The sequence below is a fragment of the Streptomyces sp. GESEQ-35 genome (assembly GCF_017948485.1).
In the GTDB taxonomy this organism is placed as follows: Bacteria; Actinomycetota; Actinomycetes; order Streptomycetales; family Streptomycetaceae; genus Streptomyces.
The window spans coordinates 212,248-230,365 of the sequence record NZ_JAFFSX010000004.1 but is presented as its reverse complement, the minus strand read 5'-3'; the positions used below and the strand labels follow the sequence as shown (position 1 = coordinate 230,365).

Genomic DNA, 18,118 nt, shown 5'->3' with positions numbered 1-18,118 from the left:
GCACAAAACAGGTCGCGAATTCTTTGACGCAGGTCACACGTCCGTTCCGGTCCGTCACCGGTGATCTACGCCATGCTGTCCTCAGACAAGGACGTACCGACGAGTACGTCGGAGCCGCATCACCGGAGGGGATTCGCCATGGCCGACACCGTGCTCTACGAGGTGAGCGACGGGCTCGCGACGATCACGCTGAACCGCCCCGAGGCGATGAACGCGCTGAACATCGCGACCAAGGTCGCCCTGCGGGACGCGGTTCAGGCGGCGGCCGACGACGACGCCGTACGGGCGGTGCTGCTGACCTCCGCCGGTGACCGGGCGTTCTGCGTGGGGCAGGACCTCAAGGAGCACATCGGGCTGCTGGCGGCGGACCGGGCGGCGGGCTCGGGACAGACCATGAGCACGGTACGGGAGCACTACAACCCGATTGTGCGGGCGCTGACGGCGATGCCGAAGCCGGTGGTGGCCGGCGTGAACGGCGTCGCGGCCGGGGCCGGATTCGGTTTCGCGCTGGCCGCGGATTATCGAGTCGTGGCCGACACGGCTGCCTTCAACACGTCCTTCGCGGGGGTCGCGCTGACCGCCGACTCCGGGATCTCGTGGACGCTGCCGCGTGTCGTCGGCCCTGGGCGGGCCGCCGACCTACTGCTTTTCCCGCGCAGCATCAGCGCCCAGGAAGCGTACGAGCTCGGCATCGCGAACCGGGTTGTGCCGGGCGCGTCGCTGCGAGGCGAGGCGGAGCTGGTGGCTCGGGCGTTGGCCGAGGGGCCGACGGTGGCATATGGGGCCATCAAGGAAGCCGTTGCCTACGGGATGTCGCACTCCCTTGGCGAGACGCTGGAGAAGGAGGACGAGTTGCAGGCGCGGGCCGGGTCCTCCGAGGATCATGCGATCGCTGTGCAGGCGTTTGTGAACAAGGAGAAGCCCAAGTATTTGGGCCGGTGAGCTCGGGGCGGTCGCGCCGTCGGGGGCTGCGGGTTCGTGGGGGGCTGGTCGCGCAGTTCCCCGCGCCCCTTACGGGGCGCTCCTCGCCACGCATGATTCCAAGTGGTCGTCCACCAAGCCGCACGCCTGCATCAGGGCGTATGCCGTTGTCGGGCCTACGAAGCTTAGGCCCCGCTTCTTGAGGGTCTTGGACAACGCCGTTGACTCTGGAGTGACCGCCGGGACGTCGGCCAGGGTCTTGGGGGCCGGGCGGGTCGCCGGGTCGGGGGCGAAGGACCAGATCAGGTCGTCCAGCTCACCCGGATTCCAGTCGGCAAGCACGCGCGCGTTGGCCATGGTCGCGTCGATCTTGGCGCGATTGCGGATGATGTCGGGGTCGGCGAGGAGGCGGTCTTTGTCGGTGTCCGTGAAGGTTGCCACCTTGGCGATCTCGAATCCCGCGAAGGCGGCGCGGAAGCCGGGGCGGCGGCGCAGGATGGTGATCCAGGACAGGCCCGACTGGAAGGCCTCCAGGCTGAGGCGCTCGAAGAGGGCTTCGTCGCCGTGGACCGGGCGGCCCCACTCCTCGTCGTGGTACGTCACGTAGTCCGGGGTGGACAGGGCCCAGGGGCAGCGCAGGGCGCCGTCCGGACCGGCCACCGCAGTCCCCTCGCTCACTGCTGGTCCCCCTCTGCGCGCTTGTCCATGGAGTGACGGGCCGCCTGCGCGCCGGCCAGTGCGGACTCCAGGTCGGCGATGCGGGCGTCGCGCTCGGCGAGCTCAGCGCCGAGGCGGCTGAGGGCGTCGTCCACGTCGGCCATGCGGTAGCCGCGGGCGGCGAGCGGGAAGCGGAGGCCCTCGACATCGCCGCGGCTGACCGGGCGGTCCAGCGGCAGCGGGTCCTGGAGGCGCTCGGGGGCGGCCTCCGGCAGCGGGCCGTTCTCACCGCCGCCCAGCACGGCGAGGGTCACCGCGGCGACGACGACGGCGAGCGCGACGACCAGGAACAAGAACATAACCATCGCTGAGGGTCCCCACGAGATCGGTCGGATGGGTCGGGTGTGTCGGGCGCATCGGAATCGGATGTTCCGACGCCGAGGTATCGGTTGTTCAGGGTCCGATCGTGCCATGCGAGTCTGACAGTTAGGGTCGCAGGCGGCCCAAGGCCGTGATGCACCAAGGACGTACTAGGAGAGGTCACAGGGGATGCTCAGGCTGGGCAGGCGGGAATTCGAACCGCACGAGCCGGTGATCATGGCGATCGTGAACCGGACCCCGGACTCCTTCTACGACCAGGGGTCCGCCTTTCACGACGAGGCCGCCCTCGCGCGCGTGGAGCAGGCGGTGTCCGAGGGGGCTGCCATCATCGACATCGGCGGGGTCAAGGCCGGGCCCGGGGACGAGGTGTCCGCCACGGAGGAGGCGCGGCGGACGGTCGGATTCGTGGCGGAGGTGCGGCGGCGCTTCCCGGACGTGATCATCAGCGTGGACACGTGGCGGCACGACGTCGGTGAGGCCGTGTGCGAGGCCGGGGCGGATGTGCTGAACGACGCGTGGGGCGGGGTCGATCCGCGGCTTGCGGAGGTCGCGGCGCGGTACAGGGTGGGGTTGGTGTGCACGCATGCCGGTGGGGCGGAGCCGCGGACTCGGCCGCATCGGGTGACGTACGACGATGTCGTGGCCGACATCCTGCGGGTGACGCTGGGGCTGGCCGAGCGGGCGGTGTCGCTCGGGGTGCCTCGGGACTCGGTGATGATCGATCCCGGGCATGACTTCGGGAAGAACACGCGGCACAGTCTTGAGGCGACGCGGCGGCTCGGGGAGATGGTCGCGACCGGGTGGCCGGTGTTGGTGTCCTTGTCCAACAAGGACTTTGTCGGCGAGACGCTGGATCGGCCGTTGAAGGAGCGGGTGGTGGGGACGTTGGCGACGACGGCGGTGTCGGCGTGGTTGGGGGCGCAGGTGTATCGGGTGCATGAGGTGGCCGAGACCCGTCAGGTGGTGGACATGGTCGCGTCCATCGCGGGGCATCGGGTGCCGGCCGTGGCTCGGCGGGGGCTGGCATAAACCTTTCTCGCCCCCGCCGCCCCTACCCGTCCCGTCCTGAAGGGGCTCCGCCCCTTCGACCCCGCTCCTCAAACGCCGGAGGGGCTGAAAAGAATCAAACGCCGGAGGGGCTGAAAGTACCCGTACCGCCGGAGGGGCCGGGATGACCCGCGTCTACCGCCCCGCCTCCTTCGACACCAACGCCACCGCCTCGTCCACGTCGTCCGTCACGTGGAACAGCATCAGGTCCTTCTCGGATGCCTTGCCCTGGGCGATCAGGGTGTTCTTCAGCCAGTCGATGAGGCCGCCCCAGTAGGCGCTGCCGAAGAGGACGATGGGGAAGCGGGTGACCTTCTGGGTCTGGACGAGGGTGAGGGCCTCGAAGAGTTCGTCGAGGGTGCCGAGGCCGCCGGGGAGGACCACGAAGCCCTGGGCGTACTTGACGAACATCATCTTCCGGACGAAGAAGTAGCGGAAGTTGAGGCCGATGTCGACATAGGGGTTGAGGCCCTGCTCGAAGGGGAGCTCGATGCCCAGGCCGACGGAGATGCCCTTGGCCTCGCACGCGCCCTTGTTCGCCGCCTCCATGGCACCGGGGCCACCGCCGGTGATCACCGCCCAGCCCGCCTCCACCAGGCCGCGGCCCAGGCGAACGCCCGCGTCGTACTCCGGCGAGCCCGCCGGCGTACGGGCGGAGCCGAACACGCTGATGGCGGGCGGGAGTTCGGCGAGGGTGCCGAAGCCTTCGATGAACTCCGACTGGATGCGCAGGACGCGCCAGGGGTCGGTGTGGACCCAGTCCGAGGGGCCGCCCGCGTCCAGCAGACGCTGGTCCGTCGTGCTCGCCGTGACCTGCGCCCGCCTCCGGAGGACCGGTCCCAGGCGCTGCTCCTCCGGTGGCTGCTTCTTGCCCTCGGGGTTCCCGGTAGCCATGTGCGCTCCCTCCGCTTGCGGTCTTTCCACATCAGCGTAGATCTACGCGGGTTACGGACGGGGGACATCGGCATGTCCGACGCCCGCATCCGCCGCGTCGTCACGCCGTCAGCCAGGCCTTCAGTCGCTCTTCCCCCGCCAGGATCTTCGCCGTCTCCACGCGCTCGTCCCGCTTGTGCGCCAGGTGCGGGTTGCCCGGGCCGTAGTTCACCGCCGGGACGCCGAGCGCGCTGAAGCGGGATACGTCCGTCCAGCCGTACTTGGGCATCGGGGTGCCGCCGACCGCCTTGATGAAGGCCGCCGCGGCCGGGTGGGACAGGCCGGGGAGCGCCGCGCCGCTGTGGTCGTCCACCACGAACTCCGTCACCCCGCAGTCCGCGAACACCTCGTGGACGTGGGCGATCGCTTCGTCCTCCGTGCGGTCCGGCGCATAGCGGAAGTTCACTGTTACAACGCATTCGTCCGGGATGACGTTCCCGGCCACGCCGCCCGAGATGCCCACCGCGTTCAGGCCCTCGCGGTACTCCAGGCCGTCGATCACCGGGTAGCGCGGCTCGTAGGCCGCCAGCTTCGCCAGGATCGGGGCCGCCGCGTGGATGGCGTTCGAGCCCATCCAGCTGCGCGCGGAGTGGGCCCGCTCGCCGCTCGTCTTCAGCAGCACGCGCAGGGTGCCCTGGCAGCCGCCCTCGACCTGGCCGTCCGACGGTTCCAGCAGCACCGCGAAGTCGCCCTCGAGCCACTCGGGTTGCGCCTCGGCCACGTGCCTGAGGCCGTTGAGCTCCGCCGCCACCTCTTCGTTGTCGTAGAAGACGAAGGTCAGGTCGCGGTTCGGGGCGGGGACGGTGGCCGCGATGCGCAGCTGGACCGCGACGCCCGACTTCATGTCGCAGGTGCCGCAGCCCCACAGGACGCCGTCCTCGTCCAGCCGCGAGGGGACGTTCTCGGCGATGGGGACCGTGTCGATGTGGCCGGCGAGGATCACGCGCTCGGCGCGGCCCAGGTTCGTACGGGCGACGACGTTGTTGCCGTACCGCTCGACCGTCAGATGCTCCAGCGCGCGCAGCGCGGTCTCGATCGCGTCGGCGAGGGGCTTCTCGGTGCCGCTCTCCGACGGGAAATCGACGAGCTGCGCAGTCAGCCGCGCGGCGTCCAGCGTGAGGTCAAGCGGGGTATCGGCCATGCAGTCGACCCTAACGCGCCAGGCCCGCACCCCACCGTCCCCATCCGGCCCGGAGGACACAACGACACCCAGTACCTTGTGGGGATGCCAGCGCCGTCCCCTACTCGTCAACGCCGTGGCCGCCTCTTCCGTTTCGGGGCGGCCTTCGTGGTCCTGCTCTCCGTCGCCGGGTATCTCGTGATGCAGTACATCACCGGCGGCACGGGCACACCGGGCTGCAAGGTGGTGTCGAAGCAGAACGCCAGAACGGCGTACGAGTTCACGCCGGAGCAGGCCGTGAACGCGGCGACGATCACCGCCGTCGGCACCGCCCGGGGCCTGCCCGAGCGGGCCGTGACGATAGCCCTGGCGACCGCGCTCCAGGAGTCGGCGCTGCGCAACATCAGCCACGGCGACCGGGACTCGCTGGGCCTCTTCCAGCAGCGGCCCTCGCAGGGCTGGGGCACGAAGAAGCAGATCATGGACCCGACGTACGCGGCAGGCATCTTCTACGAGCATCTGGTCAAGGTTCCCCGCTACACCGGCCTCCCGCTCACCGTCGCGGCACAGCGCGTGCAGCGCAGCGGCTTTCCCCAGGCCTACGCCAAGCACGAGCCGGACGCCACGCTGCTCGCGGCCGCCCTCACCGGACGCTCGGCGGCCACCCTGACCTGTGCGGGACGCCCGGGCGCCACCCGCACGGAAGGGCCGGAGGCGGTACGGTCCGCGCTCGCACGCGACTTCGGACGCGATGCGCTGGAGCCCGCCGGCGCGGTGGTGAGCGGCACGGCATCGACACCAACGCCCTCCGCGACCGTCGAGAGCAACGGACGGACCCTGACACTGCCCGTGACCGACGACGGCGGCGGCAAGGGGCGCAGCCTGAAGCAGCGCGGCTGGCAGCTGGCGCACTGGGCCGTGGCCAACGCCTCCGACCTGCATATCGAACGCGTCTCGTACTCCGGGCGGGAGTGGACGGCCGGGAACACCGACAGCCAATGGCGCACGGCGGGCGGAGCGGGCACCGCACAGGCCGAGAAGGACACGGCAGAAGTGGTCCGTGTCGTGACCGCGCAGTAGTACGGAAGGTCACCCGCGGGAGCTACGCGCGGCGCGTGCGGGCGACGGTGTGCTCAGGTTTTCGCGCCGTCACCCCCGCATACACCAAAGCCCTTGAGAACAAAGGGCTGTAAGGATTCGGCAGACTTTCGAGGTGGGCACCGTTTGCCCGGTTTTATCCGCAGCCGATAATGCGACGCATTGCCAACTCTTTACGTTGGCCCGCCGCAACCTTCGCGGGCTTCGAGCGGTAGTCACTGCGTCCGAGCCCGGACGATCAACCGCCGCAGGCCGACGGCCAGTCGGTCGCGGAGGGAGTTCAACTGCCGGGCACGGTCGGACACTCCAACGTACTCTCCCGTCAAAGGAGCATTATGTCCCTCCCCCTGACCCGCCGGATCGCCCGTACCGCGCTGCTCGTCGCAGCGGGAGCGGCAGCCGGGGTCGGTGCGGCCGGCTCCGCCAGCGCGGCCCCCGAACTGCCGGCCACCCCGAACCTCGGCGGACTGACCGCCCTGGACGGGGCGAGCGTCGGCGACAGCGTCGACGGTGCGGCGCAGCACGTCACCGGGCTCGCGGGTGACGCCGGCAGCAAGGCGGTCAAGACCGCGGTGCCGGCCGCGGGCAAGACCAGCGGCAAGGCGCTCAAGAAGGCGGCGCCCGCGGCGCAGAAGACCGCCGGGGACGCGGCGGGGTCGGCCGGGGCCCTCCTCGGCGACGCGACGTCCGCGGCGACGGAAGGTGGCGTCTCGACGGGTTCGCTGACGCAGGGCGGGCTGCCGGCTGCGCCGTCCGTGCCGGTCAAGGGTCTGCCGATCGGCTAACGGTTCGCTGCGCGGCTTGTACGTCGACGGGGTCCAGGGAGTTCCCTGGACCCCGTCGTTTTGCGTTCTTACGTCGGCAGGGGCCGGGGCGTGTTCAGCCGGTGCCCGGCGCTGCAGGCTGTGCCCACCCGTTCCGCCCTGCGGAACGACTGCCCACAGCGGTGGTGGCAGCGGTACCGCCGCCCGCGGCGGTCAGCGGTCAGCAGTGGCCGCTGCCAGGCGTTCTACCGCCGCCTGAACCCTCTCGTCCGTCGCCGTCAGGGCCACTCGTACGGACTTCTCGCCCGCCTCGCCGTAGAAGTCGCCCGGTGCGACCAGGATGCCGAGGTCGGCCAGGTGGGCGAGTGTGGTCCAGCAGGACTCGTCTCTCGTCGCCCAGAGGTAAAGGCCGGCCTCGCTGTGTTCGATACGGAAGCCGTGGTTGACCAGGGCCGCCCGGAGGGCCTCGCGGCGGGCCGCGTAGAGGTCGCGTTGGATGCGGACGTGCTCGTCGTCGGAGAGGGCCGCGATCACCGCCGCCTGTGTCGGCGCCGACGTCATCATGCCGCCGTGCTTGCGGATCTCCAGCAGGGGGCCGAGGACCGCCGGGTCGCCGGCGAGGAAGGCCGCGCGGTAGCCCGCGAGGTTGGACCGCTTGGAGAGGGAGTGGACGGCCACGATGCCCTCGTACGAGCCGCCGTTCACGTCCGGGTGGAGGACCGAGACCGGGTCGGCGTCCCAGCCCAGTTCGAGGTAGCACTCGTCGGAGAAGATCAGCACGCCGTGCTCGCGGGCCCAGGCGACGATCCGGGTCAGTTCGGCCTTCGAGAGCACCTTGCCCGTCGGGTTCGACGGGGAGTTGAGCCAGAGGAGCTTGAGGTTAGCCGGGTCGAGGGCGGTCGGGTCGTCGTAGACCTCGTGGTCCGCGCGGGCCAGGCGGGCGCCGACCTCGTACGTCGGGTAGGCCAGGCGCGGGTACGCGACCCGGTCGCCGGGGCCGAGGCCCAGCTGGGTGGGGAGCCAGGCGACCAGTTCCTTGGAGCCGACGATCGGCAGGACGTGGTGGTGGGTGACGTCGCGGGCGCCCAGCCGGCGCCCGACCCAGCCGGTGATCGCGTCGCGCAGCTCGGGCGTGCCCCAGACGGTCGGGTAGCCCGGGGAGTCGGCCGCCGCGACCAGCGCTTTCTGGATCAGCTCGGGGACCGGGTCGACCGGAGTGCCGACGGACAGGTCGACGATGCCTTCCGGGTGGGCGGCGGCCGTCTTCTTGTACGGCGCCAGCTTGTCCCAGGGGAAGGTGGGGAGTCGGTCGGAGACTGCGGACACGGGTTCTGGCTCACTTTCTGGTACGGCAAACGCCTCGGTCCCGTACGGCGTCGCGACGATCAAGGCGATCAGGCCGTACGGGACCGAGGCGGCACGGTGGTGCGGGCCGCTTGCGGATTACTCGGCAGCCTGGGGCGGCAGCGCGGCGATGAAGGGGTGGTCGCGCTCGATCAGGCCCAGCTTGCTCGCGCCGCCGGGGGAGCCGAGTTCGTCGAAGAACTCGACGTTCGCCTTGTAGTAGTCCTTCCACTCCTCCGGAGTGTCGTCTTCGTAGAAGATCGCCTCGACCGGGCAGACCGGCTCACAGGCTCCACAGTCGACGCATTCGTCCGGGTGGATGTACAAGGACCGCTGGCCCTCGTAGATGCAGTCGACCGGGCACTCCTCGATGCACGCCTTGTCCTTCAAGTCGACACAAGGCTGCGCGATGACGTAGGTCACGCTGTCGTTCCTCCTCGGTAGGGCGCTGGCGGGCCTCCTCAGGCTCCGCCGCCTGGCGCGCGGGAGCGCGGCGTCGTCGATGCCCGCATCTAGTATCTCCGTTCTTGGGCACGATCCGAACATGAGGGGTGAACTGACCTGTGGAAATCTCCGCGGCCGGACGCCTGGAGATCCGTATCACCGCCGCTGACGTGGGCAAACGTGTCTCGGTGCGGCGCTTGACGGAGCCTGGAAGCTCGCACGAGAAATTCACCGACGCGGTGGGCGTTCTCACATCATGGGACGCCGGTGTGCTGGTGATCACTCGGCGAGGCGGGGAGTCCGTTCGGATTCCGGAGACTTCGCTGGTGGCGGGCAAGGTGGTGCCCTCCGCGCCCGCCCGCCGACGCGGTCCCGCCGCCTCGTACGAGGAGCTGGCCCGGGCCGCCTCCCGGGCCTGGCGGCCGGTGGAGAGCGAGCGGCTCGGCGAGTGGGAACTGCGGGCCGCCTCCGGGTTCACCCGGCGAGCCAACTCCGTGCTGCCGCTGGGCGACCCCGGGCTGCCGCTCGACGAGGCGCTCACCGTCGTACGGCGGTGGTACGGCGACCGTGGGCTGCCCGCCTACATCCAGACCGCGACCGGGGCCGAGGGCACGCAGGAGCTGCTGTGCGCCGAGTTGGAGCGGCGGGGATGGACGCGGGAGGTGACGGCCGAGCTGTGGGTCGGTGGGCTGGCGCCGGTCGCCGACCGGGCGGCGGGGGCCGGGGTGGTGCTGTCCAGGGCCGCCGATGCGGCGTGGCTGGGGCGCTATCAGCGCAAGGGCGTGGGTGACGTGGCCCTGAAGGTGCTGGGGGGAGGGCCGTCGGTGTGGTTCGCGACGGTGCCCGGTGCGGGCGGGGCCGCGCCGGCCGCCATCGGGCGGTGTGTCGTGGACGGGCGGTGGGCCGGGTTCGCGGCCGTCGAGGTGGATCCGGAGCGGCGGCGGGAAGGGCTGGCCACCGAGGTCATGGCCGCGCTGGCCCGGCAGGCCCTCGACGAGGGCGCGTCGGCTGCGTGGCTCCAGGTCGAGGCGGACAATGAGGGGGCGCGTGCGTTGTACGGCGGGATGGGCTTCGGCGCGCATCACGCGTACCACCACTATCGCGGGCCGGCCGCGGACGATGTGACGACGGACGTGGCGACCGACTCCGGCCGGTACGAATCGCTGTGAGAGGGCACGAGCCAGCTATGCGTCCCCCCAACCCTCCCCCGCCGGAACGGTCCGCCGAGCTGCGGCGGCGGTTCGCCGAAGAGGCACGCTCCGAACGGCCCGATCTGTCGACGCTGTGCCTGCTGGTGGGCGCGGAGGCGGACGGGACGCTGGACGAGGCGGGGATCGATGCCGCGCAGATCGAGCTGGACGAGTTGGCGGGGCAGCTGCCGTTCCGGCCCGGGGGGCCGCGGTCGTGGGCGGTGGCGTTGCGGGAGCTGCTCGGCGACCGGTCCGGGTTTCGCGGCTCCGCCGCGGACTATCAGCGCCTGGAGTCGTCGTTGCTGCACGAGGTGCTTCGGCGGCAGCGTGGGCTGCCGATCCTGCTGTCGGTGGTGTGGATCGAGGTCGCGCGGCGCGCGGGGGCCCATGTGTACGGCGTGGCGCTGCCGGGGCACTTCGTGGTCGGGTTCGGGCCCGCGGAGGAGCAGGTGCTGGCCGATCCGTTCGACGGGGGGCGGGTGCTGACGGGTTCCGATGCCGAGTTGCTCGTGGCGGGCGCTACGGGGGCGCCGTTGGATTCGTCGATGTTGACGCCGGCTGATCCGCTGGAGGTGGTGGTGCGGATCCTGAACAACGTGCGGGCGTGGGCTGCGGCCAGGCCTGAGCGGTCGGATGTGGCGTTGTGGGGTGTTGAGCTGTCGTTGTTGCTGCCGGCCCATCCGGCTCGGTTGCGGTATGAGCGGGCGCAGTTGCTGGTGAAGCGGGGGGATTTTGTTGGGGGTGCGGCTGAGTTGGAGGCGTACGCGGAGGTGGTGGGGGCGGTTGATGAGGGTGCGGCTGAGCGGGTGCGGGGGCAGGCGCATGCGGCGCGTGCCATGTTGAACTGAGCGGGCGGGTGCGGGTTTCGTTGTGGCTGGTCGCGCAGTTCCCCGCGCCCCTAAGGGGCGCTGCCCCTGGCCTGCGTTCACAGCCAGCCCTTCTCCCTCGCGATCCTCACCGCCTCCGCCCTGTTCCGTGCCGCCAGTTTTTGGATCGCCGTCGACAGGTAGTTGCGGATCGTGCCCTGCGACAGGTGCAAGGTTGCCGCCAGCTCCGCGTTCGTGGAGCCGTCCTCCGCTGCTCGCAGGATCTCTCGCTCGCGGTCCGTCAGAGGGTTCGCGCCCTCCGCGAGAGCCGCTGCCGCCAGTATCGGGTCGATGACCCGCTCCCCCGCCAGCACCTTGCGGACCGCGTCGGCCAGTTGAGCCGCGGGGGCGTCCTTGACGAGGAAGGCGTCGGCGCCTGCTTCCATGGCGCTGCGGAGGTAGCCGGGGCGGCCGAAGGTGGTCAGGACGACGAGCTTCACGTCCGGCAGTTCGGCGTGCACCGCGGCGGCCGCCTCGATGCCTGTGGCTCCGGGCATCTCGATGTCCAGGAGGGCGACATCCACGTCGTTGTGGCGCAACGCCGCCAACACCTCGTCGCCTCTCGCCACCTGCGCCACGACCTCGATGTCGTCCTCCAGACCGAGGAGGGCGGCCAGGGCCTCGCGGACCATCGACTGGTCCTCGGCCAGAAGGACCCTGATCGTGCGGCTCATGTGCCGGATCCTATGTCCGTGGCCTGGCCGGCCGGCGCCCGGGCGACCAGGCGGAAGCCTTGTTTGACGCGGCCCGCCTCCAGGCTGCCGCCCGCCTTGTCGAGGCGCTCGGTGAGCCCCAGGAGGCCGTTGCCGGGGCCGCTGCCCGGGCCGCCGGAGCCGTCGTCCGCCACGGAGAGTTCGAGCATCGGGCCGTCGAGGGTCTGGCGGCGGAGCAGTTCCACCGTGCAGCGGCAGGCGCCGCTGTGCCGTACGACGTTGGTGACCGCCTCGCGCAGGGCCCAGGCGAGGGCCGTCTCGCTGTCCTTCGGGACGCCGGTGAGGTCGGGTTCGGCGGGCAGGTCGGCGGTGACTCCGGCTGCCGTCAACGCCACCTGGGCGCCTGCGATCTCGGCGGAGAGACGGGGGCGCCGGTAGCCCGACACCGCCTCACGCACGTCGACCAGGGCCTGGCGGCTGACCTGTTCGATGTCGGCGACCTGCCGGGCCGCCTTGTCGGGGTGGGCGGGGAGCATCCGGCCGGCGAGTTCGCTCTTCAGCGTGATCAGCGACAACGAGTGTCCCAGCAGGTCGTGCAGGTCGCGGGCGAGACGCAGACGTTCCTCGTTGGCGGCCAGCTGGGCGACCGTGGCACGGGCCTCGCGCAACTCGACGGTCGTACGGATGAGTTCGCGTACGCCGGTCATGGCGAAGCCGCCGAGGAGGGCCGGGAAGAGCAGTCCGGCCAGGAACGACCCGCCGCCCGGGACGATCAGGGCGACCCCGGTCAGCAGGACTGACACCGCCGGGATGGTCCATCGGGCAAAGCTGAACGGGAGGGCCGCACCGGAGGAGATCGCCACGTACACGTACAGGACGAGCCACTCGCGGCCCAGGGTGAGGGAGAGGACGGTGGACTGGGCGGCCAGGACCGCCACCGAGCCGAGCACTATGGCGTTGGACTCGCCGCGTCCGGTGCGGAAGATCAGGGCGAAGTACCAGGCGACGAACGCGACCAGGCCGATCCAGCCGAGGACGCGGACGCCGTCGCTGTGCCCGCCGTGCAGCAGGTCGGAGACGGGCGCACTCAGGTAGACGAACCAGATGCCGAGCCACAGCAGCTTGACGGCCTTTTGCCTGCGGTTCTGGGGGCGCTGCCCGATGCTGATGCCGCTCACGCCTTCAGCGCATCCTTCCGGTACAGCCAGGCCGCGCCGCCGGTGAACAGGGCGAAGAAGGCGGCGAGGACGGCGATGTCCGTGGCGTGGGGGGCCTGGCTCTGCTCGATCGCCTGCCCCAGGGCAGCGTACGCGTGCGTGGGCACCCACTTGGCGATGTCCTGAAGCCATATCGGGAAGGTCGTCGTCGGCATCCACAGGCCGCCGAGGATGGACAGCCCGAAGTAGGTGATCATCGTGATCGGGCGGACCGCGTCCCCGCTCGCGAGGTAGCCGATGGCCACGCCGAGCGCGGCGAAGACGAGGCTGCCGGCCCAGATCGCGCCGGTCAGGGCGAGCCACTGCCAGGCGTCCAGACGTACGTCCTTCACGACCGCGGCGACGGCGAAGACGACCACGATCGACGGCAGGCTGACCACGGCCGCGCTCGCCGTCTTCGCGAGGACGTAGCCGCGGCCCGGCAACGCGGTCAGCCGCAGCTGCCGTACCCAGCCGTTCTCCCGCTCCTTGGCGATGCGTTCGCTGTTGCCCATGAGGACGGCGGTGAGGGCGCCGAAGGAGGCCATGGAGACCATCATGTACGTCGGGAGCGTCAGGCCCGTCCCGTCGACCTTCGTGGCGCTGTCGGCGCTGCCGGCGATGAGCAGGAACAGGATCGACGGGTACAGCACGGAGAAGAACAGGAACTTGCGGTTGCGCAGGGCGCGGGTCAGCTCAAGCCCGATGAGGCCCCGCGCGGCAGAGGTGTTCAGCATGCGGTACGGGCCTCCTCGGCCTCGGTGATGGCTACGAACGCCTGCTCCAGGCCGAGCCCGGCGACCTCCAGGTTGCGGGGGTGGAGGCCGAGGCCGTAGAGGGCGTGGACGGTGGCGTCGGCGTCGGAGGACTGGATGCGGACGGTGTGGCCGGACATGTCGAGATACGTCAGGAAGGGCAGCGCCCGCAGCACGGTCTCGTCGATGGAGTCCCGTAGGTCGAAGGAGATCCTCCGCACCCCCGCCTTCGCCTTGATCTCGGCCGCCGTGCCGTCGGCCAGCAGTCGGCCGCGGTGCAGCACCAGCACCCGGTCGGCGATGGCGTCGGCCTCCTCCAGGTAGTGCGTGGCGAACAGGACGGTCCGCCCCTGGTCGGCCTGCTCGCGCATGGTGGCCCAGAAGGCCTGGCGGGTGGTGACGTCCATGCCGGTGGTCGGCTCGTCCAGGACGATCAGGTCACTGTCGCCGGCGGTCGCGAGGGCGAAGCGGACGCGCTGGGCCTGGCCGCCGGAGAGTTTGTCGACCTTGCGGTCGGCGATCTGCGAGATCCCGGCGCGGGCGAGGACGTCCTTCGCGGGGTACGGCCTCGGGTGCAGGTCGCAGGCGAGCCGTACGAGTTCCGCGACCGTGACCTCGTCCATCAGCCCGCCGCTCTGAAGCATCGCGCCCACCCGCCCGGCGACGATGGCCTCGCGGGGACTTGTGCCGAAGACACGGACCGTGCCGCTGTCCGGCCGCTTCAGTCCGAGAAGCAGGTCGAGGGTGGTCGACTTGCCGGCGCCGTTGGGACCCAGCAGCGCGACGGTCTCTCCCGGGCGCAGGGTCAGGGTCAGGCCGTCCACGGCCCGGATGGTGCCGTATGCCTTGCTCACCTGGTCGAACGCGACCACCGAGGCTGTCGTTGTCATACGGCCATGGTGGCTTCGGGGTACTCGCCGCGGGCAGTGCCGGACGTCCGGAGTGCCGCATGACAGATGTCATGCGGCACTCCGCGCGGGTCAGCTCGGGTTGGTGTCGATGACCCCGGTGCGCTCTGCCGTCGTCTTGCCGCGCAACGCCGTGCGCAGCGCGGAGACGACGTCCTGCGGCAGGACATCACGCTTGCCGGTGGCGGCCTGGATCTGCACGCCGGCGAAGGTGGTGCCGTACGCCTCCTGGAGCGCCTTGAGGTCGTACGTCTCCACGAGCTTGCCGTCGACGGCCTTGAAGCCGAGGATCTTCGGCAGGGACACGGGGCCGAACTGGATGCTGTGCGCCGCGTCGGTCTGAATGGTGACGAGGTCGGACATCGCGGGCTCCGCGAACTCCTTCATCACCCGGTCGACCTCGGCGTTCGAGACCGTCGGCTGCTGGGCGGTGGTCGGAAGCTTGACCGGCGTGGACGTGCCGGACTCCACCTGGGTGCGGTACGCGTCCTGGACCGCCTCGGTCGACTGGGCCACGCTGATGCCCTTGCCCGCCTTGCCGTACACGGCGACGGCCTTGCCGTTCTGGAACTTGATCGTGCCCTCGGTGACCGAGCCGGCGCCGCCCGCGGCGTCCTCCAGGGAGGCCTTCAGCTTCTCCTCGTCGACCGGCATGACCGGGTCGACGACACGGTGGTTGCCGAAGAGCGAGCCGATGACCGACACCGGGTTGTAGTCGCTGCCCGCGGCCGCACGGACGGTGGCCTGCTCGTCGAACTGGAGGCCCGCCTGGTCCGGCTTGAGCGACACCGTGCTGCCGTCGACGCTCAGCTTCAGCGCCTGGTTCGTACGGTCTCCGAAGGCGTCGTCGAGCTTCTTGACGGCGTCGTCGCGGGTGCCGCCGCCGATGTCGACGCCGAGCACGGTGGTGCCCTTGGGTACGTCCGAGTGGTTCATCAGCAGGCCGGCGCCGTAGGCGACACCGGCGACGACGAACACGCCGCCACCGATCAGGGCCAGCTTGTTGCGCCCCTTCTTCTTCCGGGGCGCCGCCGCGGGCGCGTCCTGCGAGGCCGGCTCGGGCAGCTTCGGGGGCGTGTGCGGCAGCGGTCCGTCGGGGTGCGCGCCGGGCGCGAACGGGGAGTTCGCGGCGCCGGACGGCACCACGGGGATGCCGCTGGTGACGGTGTGTCCGGAGACGTTGTCCGGGGCCGGGTAGCCCGGCTCGGGGGCCGGCTTCTGCGGGGTGAGGATCGCGGTGTCGTCGCTCATGCCACCGCCGGGGCCGAGCGCTCCGCGCGGCGAGCCCGGACCGTCGAGGCCGACGTGGGGGACGCCGCCGGGGGGCGTACCGGGGCCACCGGGACCGCGCGGCGCGCCGCCCGGGCCGCCGTAACCACCGGGCGCACTGCCCGCGTTGCCCGGGCCGCCGGGTCCACCCGGAGCGCCGAAGTCCTGCGTGAAGCCGCTCGGCGCACCGCCGAACCCATCGGGCCCACGGCCGCCGGGCCCTACACCGATCGGCGGCACCATCGGACCGTCACCGGTGACGGGACCGCCGGTCGGGCCCGCGGGGCCCTGCGGTCCGCCGGAGCCACCGCGACCGCCCGGCCCGCTGAAGCCGCTCGGCCCGCCGGGGCCCGAGAGGCCGCCCTGGCCGTTCTGCCCGCCGTAGCCGCCCGGTCCGCCCGAACCGCCCTGGGTACCGCGGTCGTTGTCCGAGAAGTACGGCAGGTCGTCACGCGTCGGTTCGGCGCCGCCCGGCCCGGGGCGCGCCCCGTTTCCGGCCGCCAGCGCCTCGGTCACGTCGAAGGAACCGGTGCCGCCGCCGTGACCGGGAGCCACGGGCCCACCGGTGGCACCGGGCAGCCCGGAACCGTTCGTACCGCCGGGCCGGGACCCGCCCGGCGCGCCCATGGAACCGACCACACCACCGGGACGACCGGCGCCGGGAGCGCTTGGACGCGCGCCACCGGGAGCGGCCGCACCCGAACCACCGGACGGCGCACCCCCGTTGGTGGGGCCACCGCCCTTGCCCTTCGCGGACGGGCGCGGCGCGAACCAGTCGCTCGTCTTCTCCTCGGCGGCGCCCTGGGGGGCGGCCGGCTCGGCAGGAGACGCGACGGTGCCCATGCCCGTCGCCGTCGCGGAACCGGGCGCCGAGGAAGGGGCGTCTCTGTCGTCCGCGGTGTCGGCGTCCGCGACGGGGGTCCGGACGACGACCGGCGGAATGGGCCGTGATCCGGGGATGTTGATCCGGACGCGGGTCGTCAGCGTGGTCTCGGTCTTGCGTTCCTCCGGCTGCGCGGCCGCACGGCCCGTGTCCGGACCGTCGCCGGGGACCGCGGGGGTCCCGTACGGCGGCGTGCCCGAGGGGTAGGCGGCTCCGCCGCGCCCGTTGGGCCCGGAGGACGGACTGTCAGTTTCACGACTCAAGGCAGGTTCTCCCGGTTGGCTCCGCCGCCCGTTTCGACCTCAACACTGTTCGGACGGCTCGGCGGCGGCACCACCATACTGGCCACTTCCCGCCCGTATCCCACGACCGCCTGGGAAACCCACACCGGACCAACACGAGCACGAAACGGCGAAGTGTTACGTCATTTGCCAAGTCGGACGGCATCGCCCCCTGGTTGCCGCCCTGGGCCAAGGGTGGCGCAGATCACAGCAATAGCCATACCGCCGAGCAGGAAGAGATAGGAGCCGCCTCCCGCGGCGAACACGAAGTCGCCCTCGGGTCGGCTTGCCGTGAGCAGGATGACGGCGAGCATCCAGCCGCCGGCCGGAGCGACGGCCCCGGCCCGGCCGCGTGCGGCGAGTGCCCCGCCGAGCAGGACCCCGGCCTCACCGACGAGGGCGAGCAGCAGCCCGCCCGGGGTCCACGCGGACTGCACCAGCGCCCCGGCCACGCCGACGACCGCGCCGAGCACGAAGAGGCCCAGGTAGGCGACGGCCCGCCCGACGGACGGGCGGTGCAGGGGCTGGGCGAGCATCGAGGCCCGATCGGCCGAACTCATGACGCCTCCTCGATTCCGGCGAACAGGTCGGTCTCCCCCGGGCCGCCGGGTTCCCCCTGGACGAGTTCGTAGCACTCGGTGGTGAAGATGGGCTGCGCGAGGTCGTTGGAGAGCGCGAAGTAGGGCTCGGCCACGTCGATCTGGGTGGCGTGGGCGCGCATCGCGGCGGCCTTGGCGGCGGCGTACGCGGTGCCGTCGATCAAGGTGGTGATCTGTGCCTCGTCCACCACACCCGGTACGTCGTCGACGGCGGCCGACTTGCCGAAGGGAAGGCCGGGCAGGTCGTCCTGGAGCCGGGCGAAGGCGGCCTCGGCGGCGGGACGCGGTACGCGGTTCCAGTAGACCTTCTGGATCCCGAGGCCCGTCTGCGCGGCGGCCCGCATGGCGACGCGGTGGGCCTGGATGTGGTCGGGGTGGCCGTAGCCGCCGTTGTCGTCGTAGGTGACGAGGACCTGGGGGCGTACCTCGCGGATCACCTCGACGAGCCGGGCGGCGGCCTCGTCGACGTCGGCCTGCCAGAAGCAGTCCGGGTCGTCGTTGTCGGCCAGGCCCATCATCCCGGAGTCGCGGTAGCGGCCCGGGCCGCCGAGGAGACGGAAGTCCTCGACGCCGAGCTCGGACATGGCGGCGGTGAGCTCACGCAGCCGGTACTCGCCGAGGGCGGTGCCGGTCAGGTGCCGGAGCTCGGGCGGGATGACCTCGCCGCGTTCGCCGAGGGTGCAGGTGACCAGGGTCACCCGGGCGCCCTCGGCGGCGTACTTGGCCATGGTGGCGCCGTTGTTGATCGACTCGTCGTCCGGGTGCGCGTGCACCAGCAGCAGACGCCGAGAGGGCAGGTCCGTCATGGC

At 71.4% G+C, this 18,118-nt stretch carries 19 protein-coding genes; 6 read left to right on the top strand and 13 right to left on the bottom strand.

Annotated elements, in window-relative coordinates; genetic code table 11:
* Positions 1-138: 138 nt before the first annotated feature.
* Positions 139-942: an enoyl-CoA hydratase/isomerase family protein gene (locus KCH87_RS10410; RefSeq protein ID WP_210585679.1), complete on the top strand. Its 804-nt coding sequence runs from the start codon at positions 139-141 to the stop codon at positions 940-942.
* Between the two features lie 69 nt (positions 943-1,011).
* Here the strand turns inward: KCH87_RS10410 and KCH87_RS10405 are convergent, their stop codons facing one another.
* Entirely contained in the window at positions 1,012-1,599 is a 588-nt protein-coding gene (locus KCH87_RS10405) for a DNA-3-methyladenine glycosylase I (protein ID WP_210585678.1), read from the bottom strand.
* Positions 1,596-1,943 (bottom strand): DivIVA domain-containing protein, encoded by a 348-nt coding sequence (locus KCH87_RS10400; protein ID WP_210585677.1) that lies wholly within the window; start codon positions 1,941-1,943, stop codon positions 1,596-1,598. Before KCH87_RS10400 ends, KCH87_RS10405 begins: the two co-directional genes overlap by 4 nt.
* Positions 1,944-2,127: 184 nt before the next feature.
* Here KCH87_RS10400 and folP point away from each other — a divergent pair, with 184 nt between their 5' ends.
* Positions 2,128-2,988 carry a dihydropteroate synthase gene (gene folP, locus KCH87_RS10395; RefSeq protein WP_210585676.1) on the top strand — a complete coding sequence of 287 codons (861 nt, stop codon included), beginning with the start codon at positions 2,128-2,130 and terminating at the stop codon, positions 2,986-2,988.
* Positions 2,989-3,141: 153 nt separating this feature from the next.
* On the opposite strand, the gene KCH87_RS10390 is transcribed toward folP, so the two are convergent.
* Together KCH87_RS10390 and dapE are read right to left on the bottom strand one after the other, a co-directional pair.
* Positions 3,142-3,900 carry a TIGR00730 family Rossman fold protein gene (locus tag KCH87_RS10390; protein ID WP_210585675.1) on the bottom strand — a complete coding sequence of 253 codons (759 nt, stop codon included), beginning with the start codon at positions 3,898-3,900 and terminating at the stop codon, positions 3,142-3,144.
* 100 nt (positions 3,901-4,000) lie between these two features.
* Positions 4,001-5,080, bottom strand: a complete 1,080-nt coding sequence (gene dapE, locus KCH87_RS10385) for a succinyl-diaminopimelate desuccinylase (RefSeq protein ID WP_210585674.1) — start codon at positions 5,078-5,080, stop codon at positions 4,001-4,003.
* A gap of 84 nt (positions 5,081-5,164) precedes the next feature.
* On the opposite strand from dapE, the gene KCH87_RS10380 reads away from it, so the two are divergent.
* On the top strand, positions 5,165-6,139 hold the full coding sequence (locus tag KCH87_RS10380; RefSeq protein WP_210585673.1) for a heavy metal transporter: 975 nt from the start codon (positions 5,165-5,167) through the stop codon (positions 6,137-6,139).
* Positions 6,140-6,492: 353 nt separating this feature from the next.
* Positions 6,493-6,942: an ATP-binding protein gene (locus tag KCH87_RS10375; RefSeq protein WP_210585672.1), complete on the top strand. Its 450-nt coding sequence runs from the start codon at positions 6,493-6,495 to the stop codon at positions 6,940-6,942.
* Positions 6,943-7,134: 192 nt separating this feature from the next.
* Here the strand turns inward: KCH87_RS10375 and KCH87_RS10370 are convergent, their stop codons facing one another.
* Together KCH87_RS10370 and fdxA are read right to left on the bottom strand one after the other, a co-directional pair.
* A complete protein-coding gene (locus KCH87_RS10370; protein ID WP_210585671.1) occupies positions 7,135-8,247 on the bottom strand; it encodes a bifunctional succinyldiaminopimelate transaminase/glutamate-prephenate aminotransferase in 1,113 nt (370 codons plus the stop codon).
* Positions 8,248-8,364: 117 nt separating this feature from the next.
* Positions 8,365-8,688: a ferredoxin gene (gene fdxA, locus KCH87_RS10365; RefSeq protein WP_210585670.1), complete on the bottom strand. Its 324-nt coding sequence runs from the start codon at positions 8,686-8,688 to the stop codon at positions 8,365-8,367.
* A 140-nt stretch (positions 8,689-8,828) separates the two neighbouring features.
* Here fdxA and KCH87_RS10360 point away from each other — a divergent pair, with 140 nt between their 5' ends.
* Together KCH87_RS10360 and KCH87_RS10355 are read left to right on the top strand one after the other, a co-directional pair.
* Positions 8,829-9,878 (top strand): GNAT family N-acetyltransferase, encoded by a 1,050-nt coding sequence (locus KCH87_RS10360; RefSeq protein WP_210585669.1) that lies wholly within the window; start codon positions 8,829-8,831, stop codon positions 9,876-9,878.
* A gap of 17 nt (positions 9,879-9,895) precedes the next feature.
* Positions 9,896-10,747, top strand: coding sequence for a transglutaminase-like domain-containing protein (locus KCH87_RS10355; RefSeq protein WP_210585668.1), 852 nt, complete (start codon positions 9,896-9,898; stop codon positions 10,745-10,747).
* A gap of 77 nt (positions 10,748-10,824) precedes the next feature.
* On the opposite strand, the gene KCH87_RS10350 is transcribed toward KCH87_RS10355, so the two are convergent.
* The 7 genes from KCH87_RS10350 to mshB form a co-directional block, all read right to left on the bottom strand.
* Positions 10,825-11,439, bottom strand: coding sequence for a response regulator transcription factor (locus tag KCH87_RS10350; RefSeq protein ID WP_210585667.1), 615 nt, complete (start codon positions 11,437-11,439; stop codon positions 10,825-10,827).
* Positions 11,436-12,596 (bottom strand): histidine kinase, encoded by a 1,161-nt coding sequence (locus KCH87_RS10345; protein WP_210585666.1) that lies wholly within the window; start codon positions 12,594-12,596, stop codon positions 11,436-11,438. The genes KCH87_RS10350 and KCH87_RS10345 overlap by 4 nt, the downstream gene beginning before the upstream one ends.
* Positions 12,593-13,351 carry an ABC transporter permease gene (locus KCH87_RS10340; protein ID WP_210585665.1) on the bottom strand — a complete coding sequence of 253 codons (759 nt, stop codon included), beginning with the start codon at positions 13,349-13,351 and terminating at the stop codon, positions 12,593-12,595. Before KCH87_RS10340 ends, KCH87_RS10345 begins: the two co-directional genes overlap by 4 nt.
* Entirely contained in the window at positions 13,345-14,259 is a 915-nt protein-coding gene (locus KCH87_RS10335; protein ID WP_210585664.1) for an ABC transporter ATP-binding protein, read from the bottom strand. The genes KCH87_RS10340 and KCH87_RS10335 overlap by 7 nt, the downstream gene beginning before the upstream one ends.
* A 90-nt stretch (positions 14,260-14,349) precedes the next feature.
* Positions 14,350-16,692: a hypothetical protein gene (locus KCH87_RS10330; RefSeq protein WP_210585663.1), complete on the bottom strand. Its 2,343-nt coding sequence runs from the start codon at positions 16,690-16,692 to the stop codon at positions 14,350-14,352.
* Between the two features lie 161 nt (positions 16,693-16,853).
* Positions 16,854-17,270, bottom strand: a complete 417-nt coding sequence (locus KCH87_RS10325) for a DUF6113 family protein (protein ID WP_210585662.1) — start codon at positions 17,268-17,270, stop codon at positions 16,854-16,856.
* The gene (mshB, locus tag KCH87_RS10320) at positions 17,267-18,115 is read right to left on the bottom strand and encodes an N-acetyl-1-D-myo-inositol-2-amino-2-deoxy-alpha-D-glucopyranoside deacetylase (protein ID WP_210585661.1); all 849 of its coding nucleotides are present in this window, start codon (positions 18,113-18,115) and stop codon (positions 17,267-17,269) included. The genes KCH87_RS10325 and mshB overlap by 4 nt, the downstream gene beginning before the upstream one ends.
* Positions 18,116-18,118 lie beyond the last annotated feature (3 nt).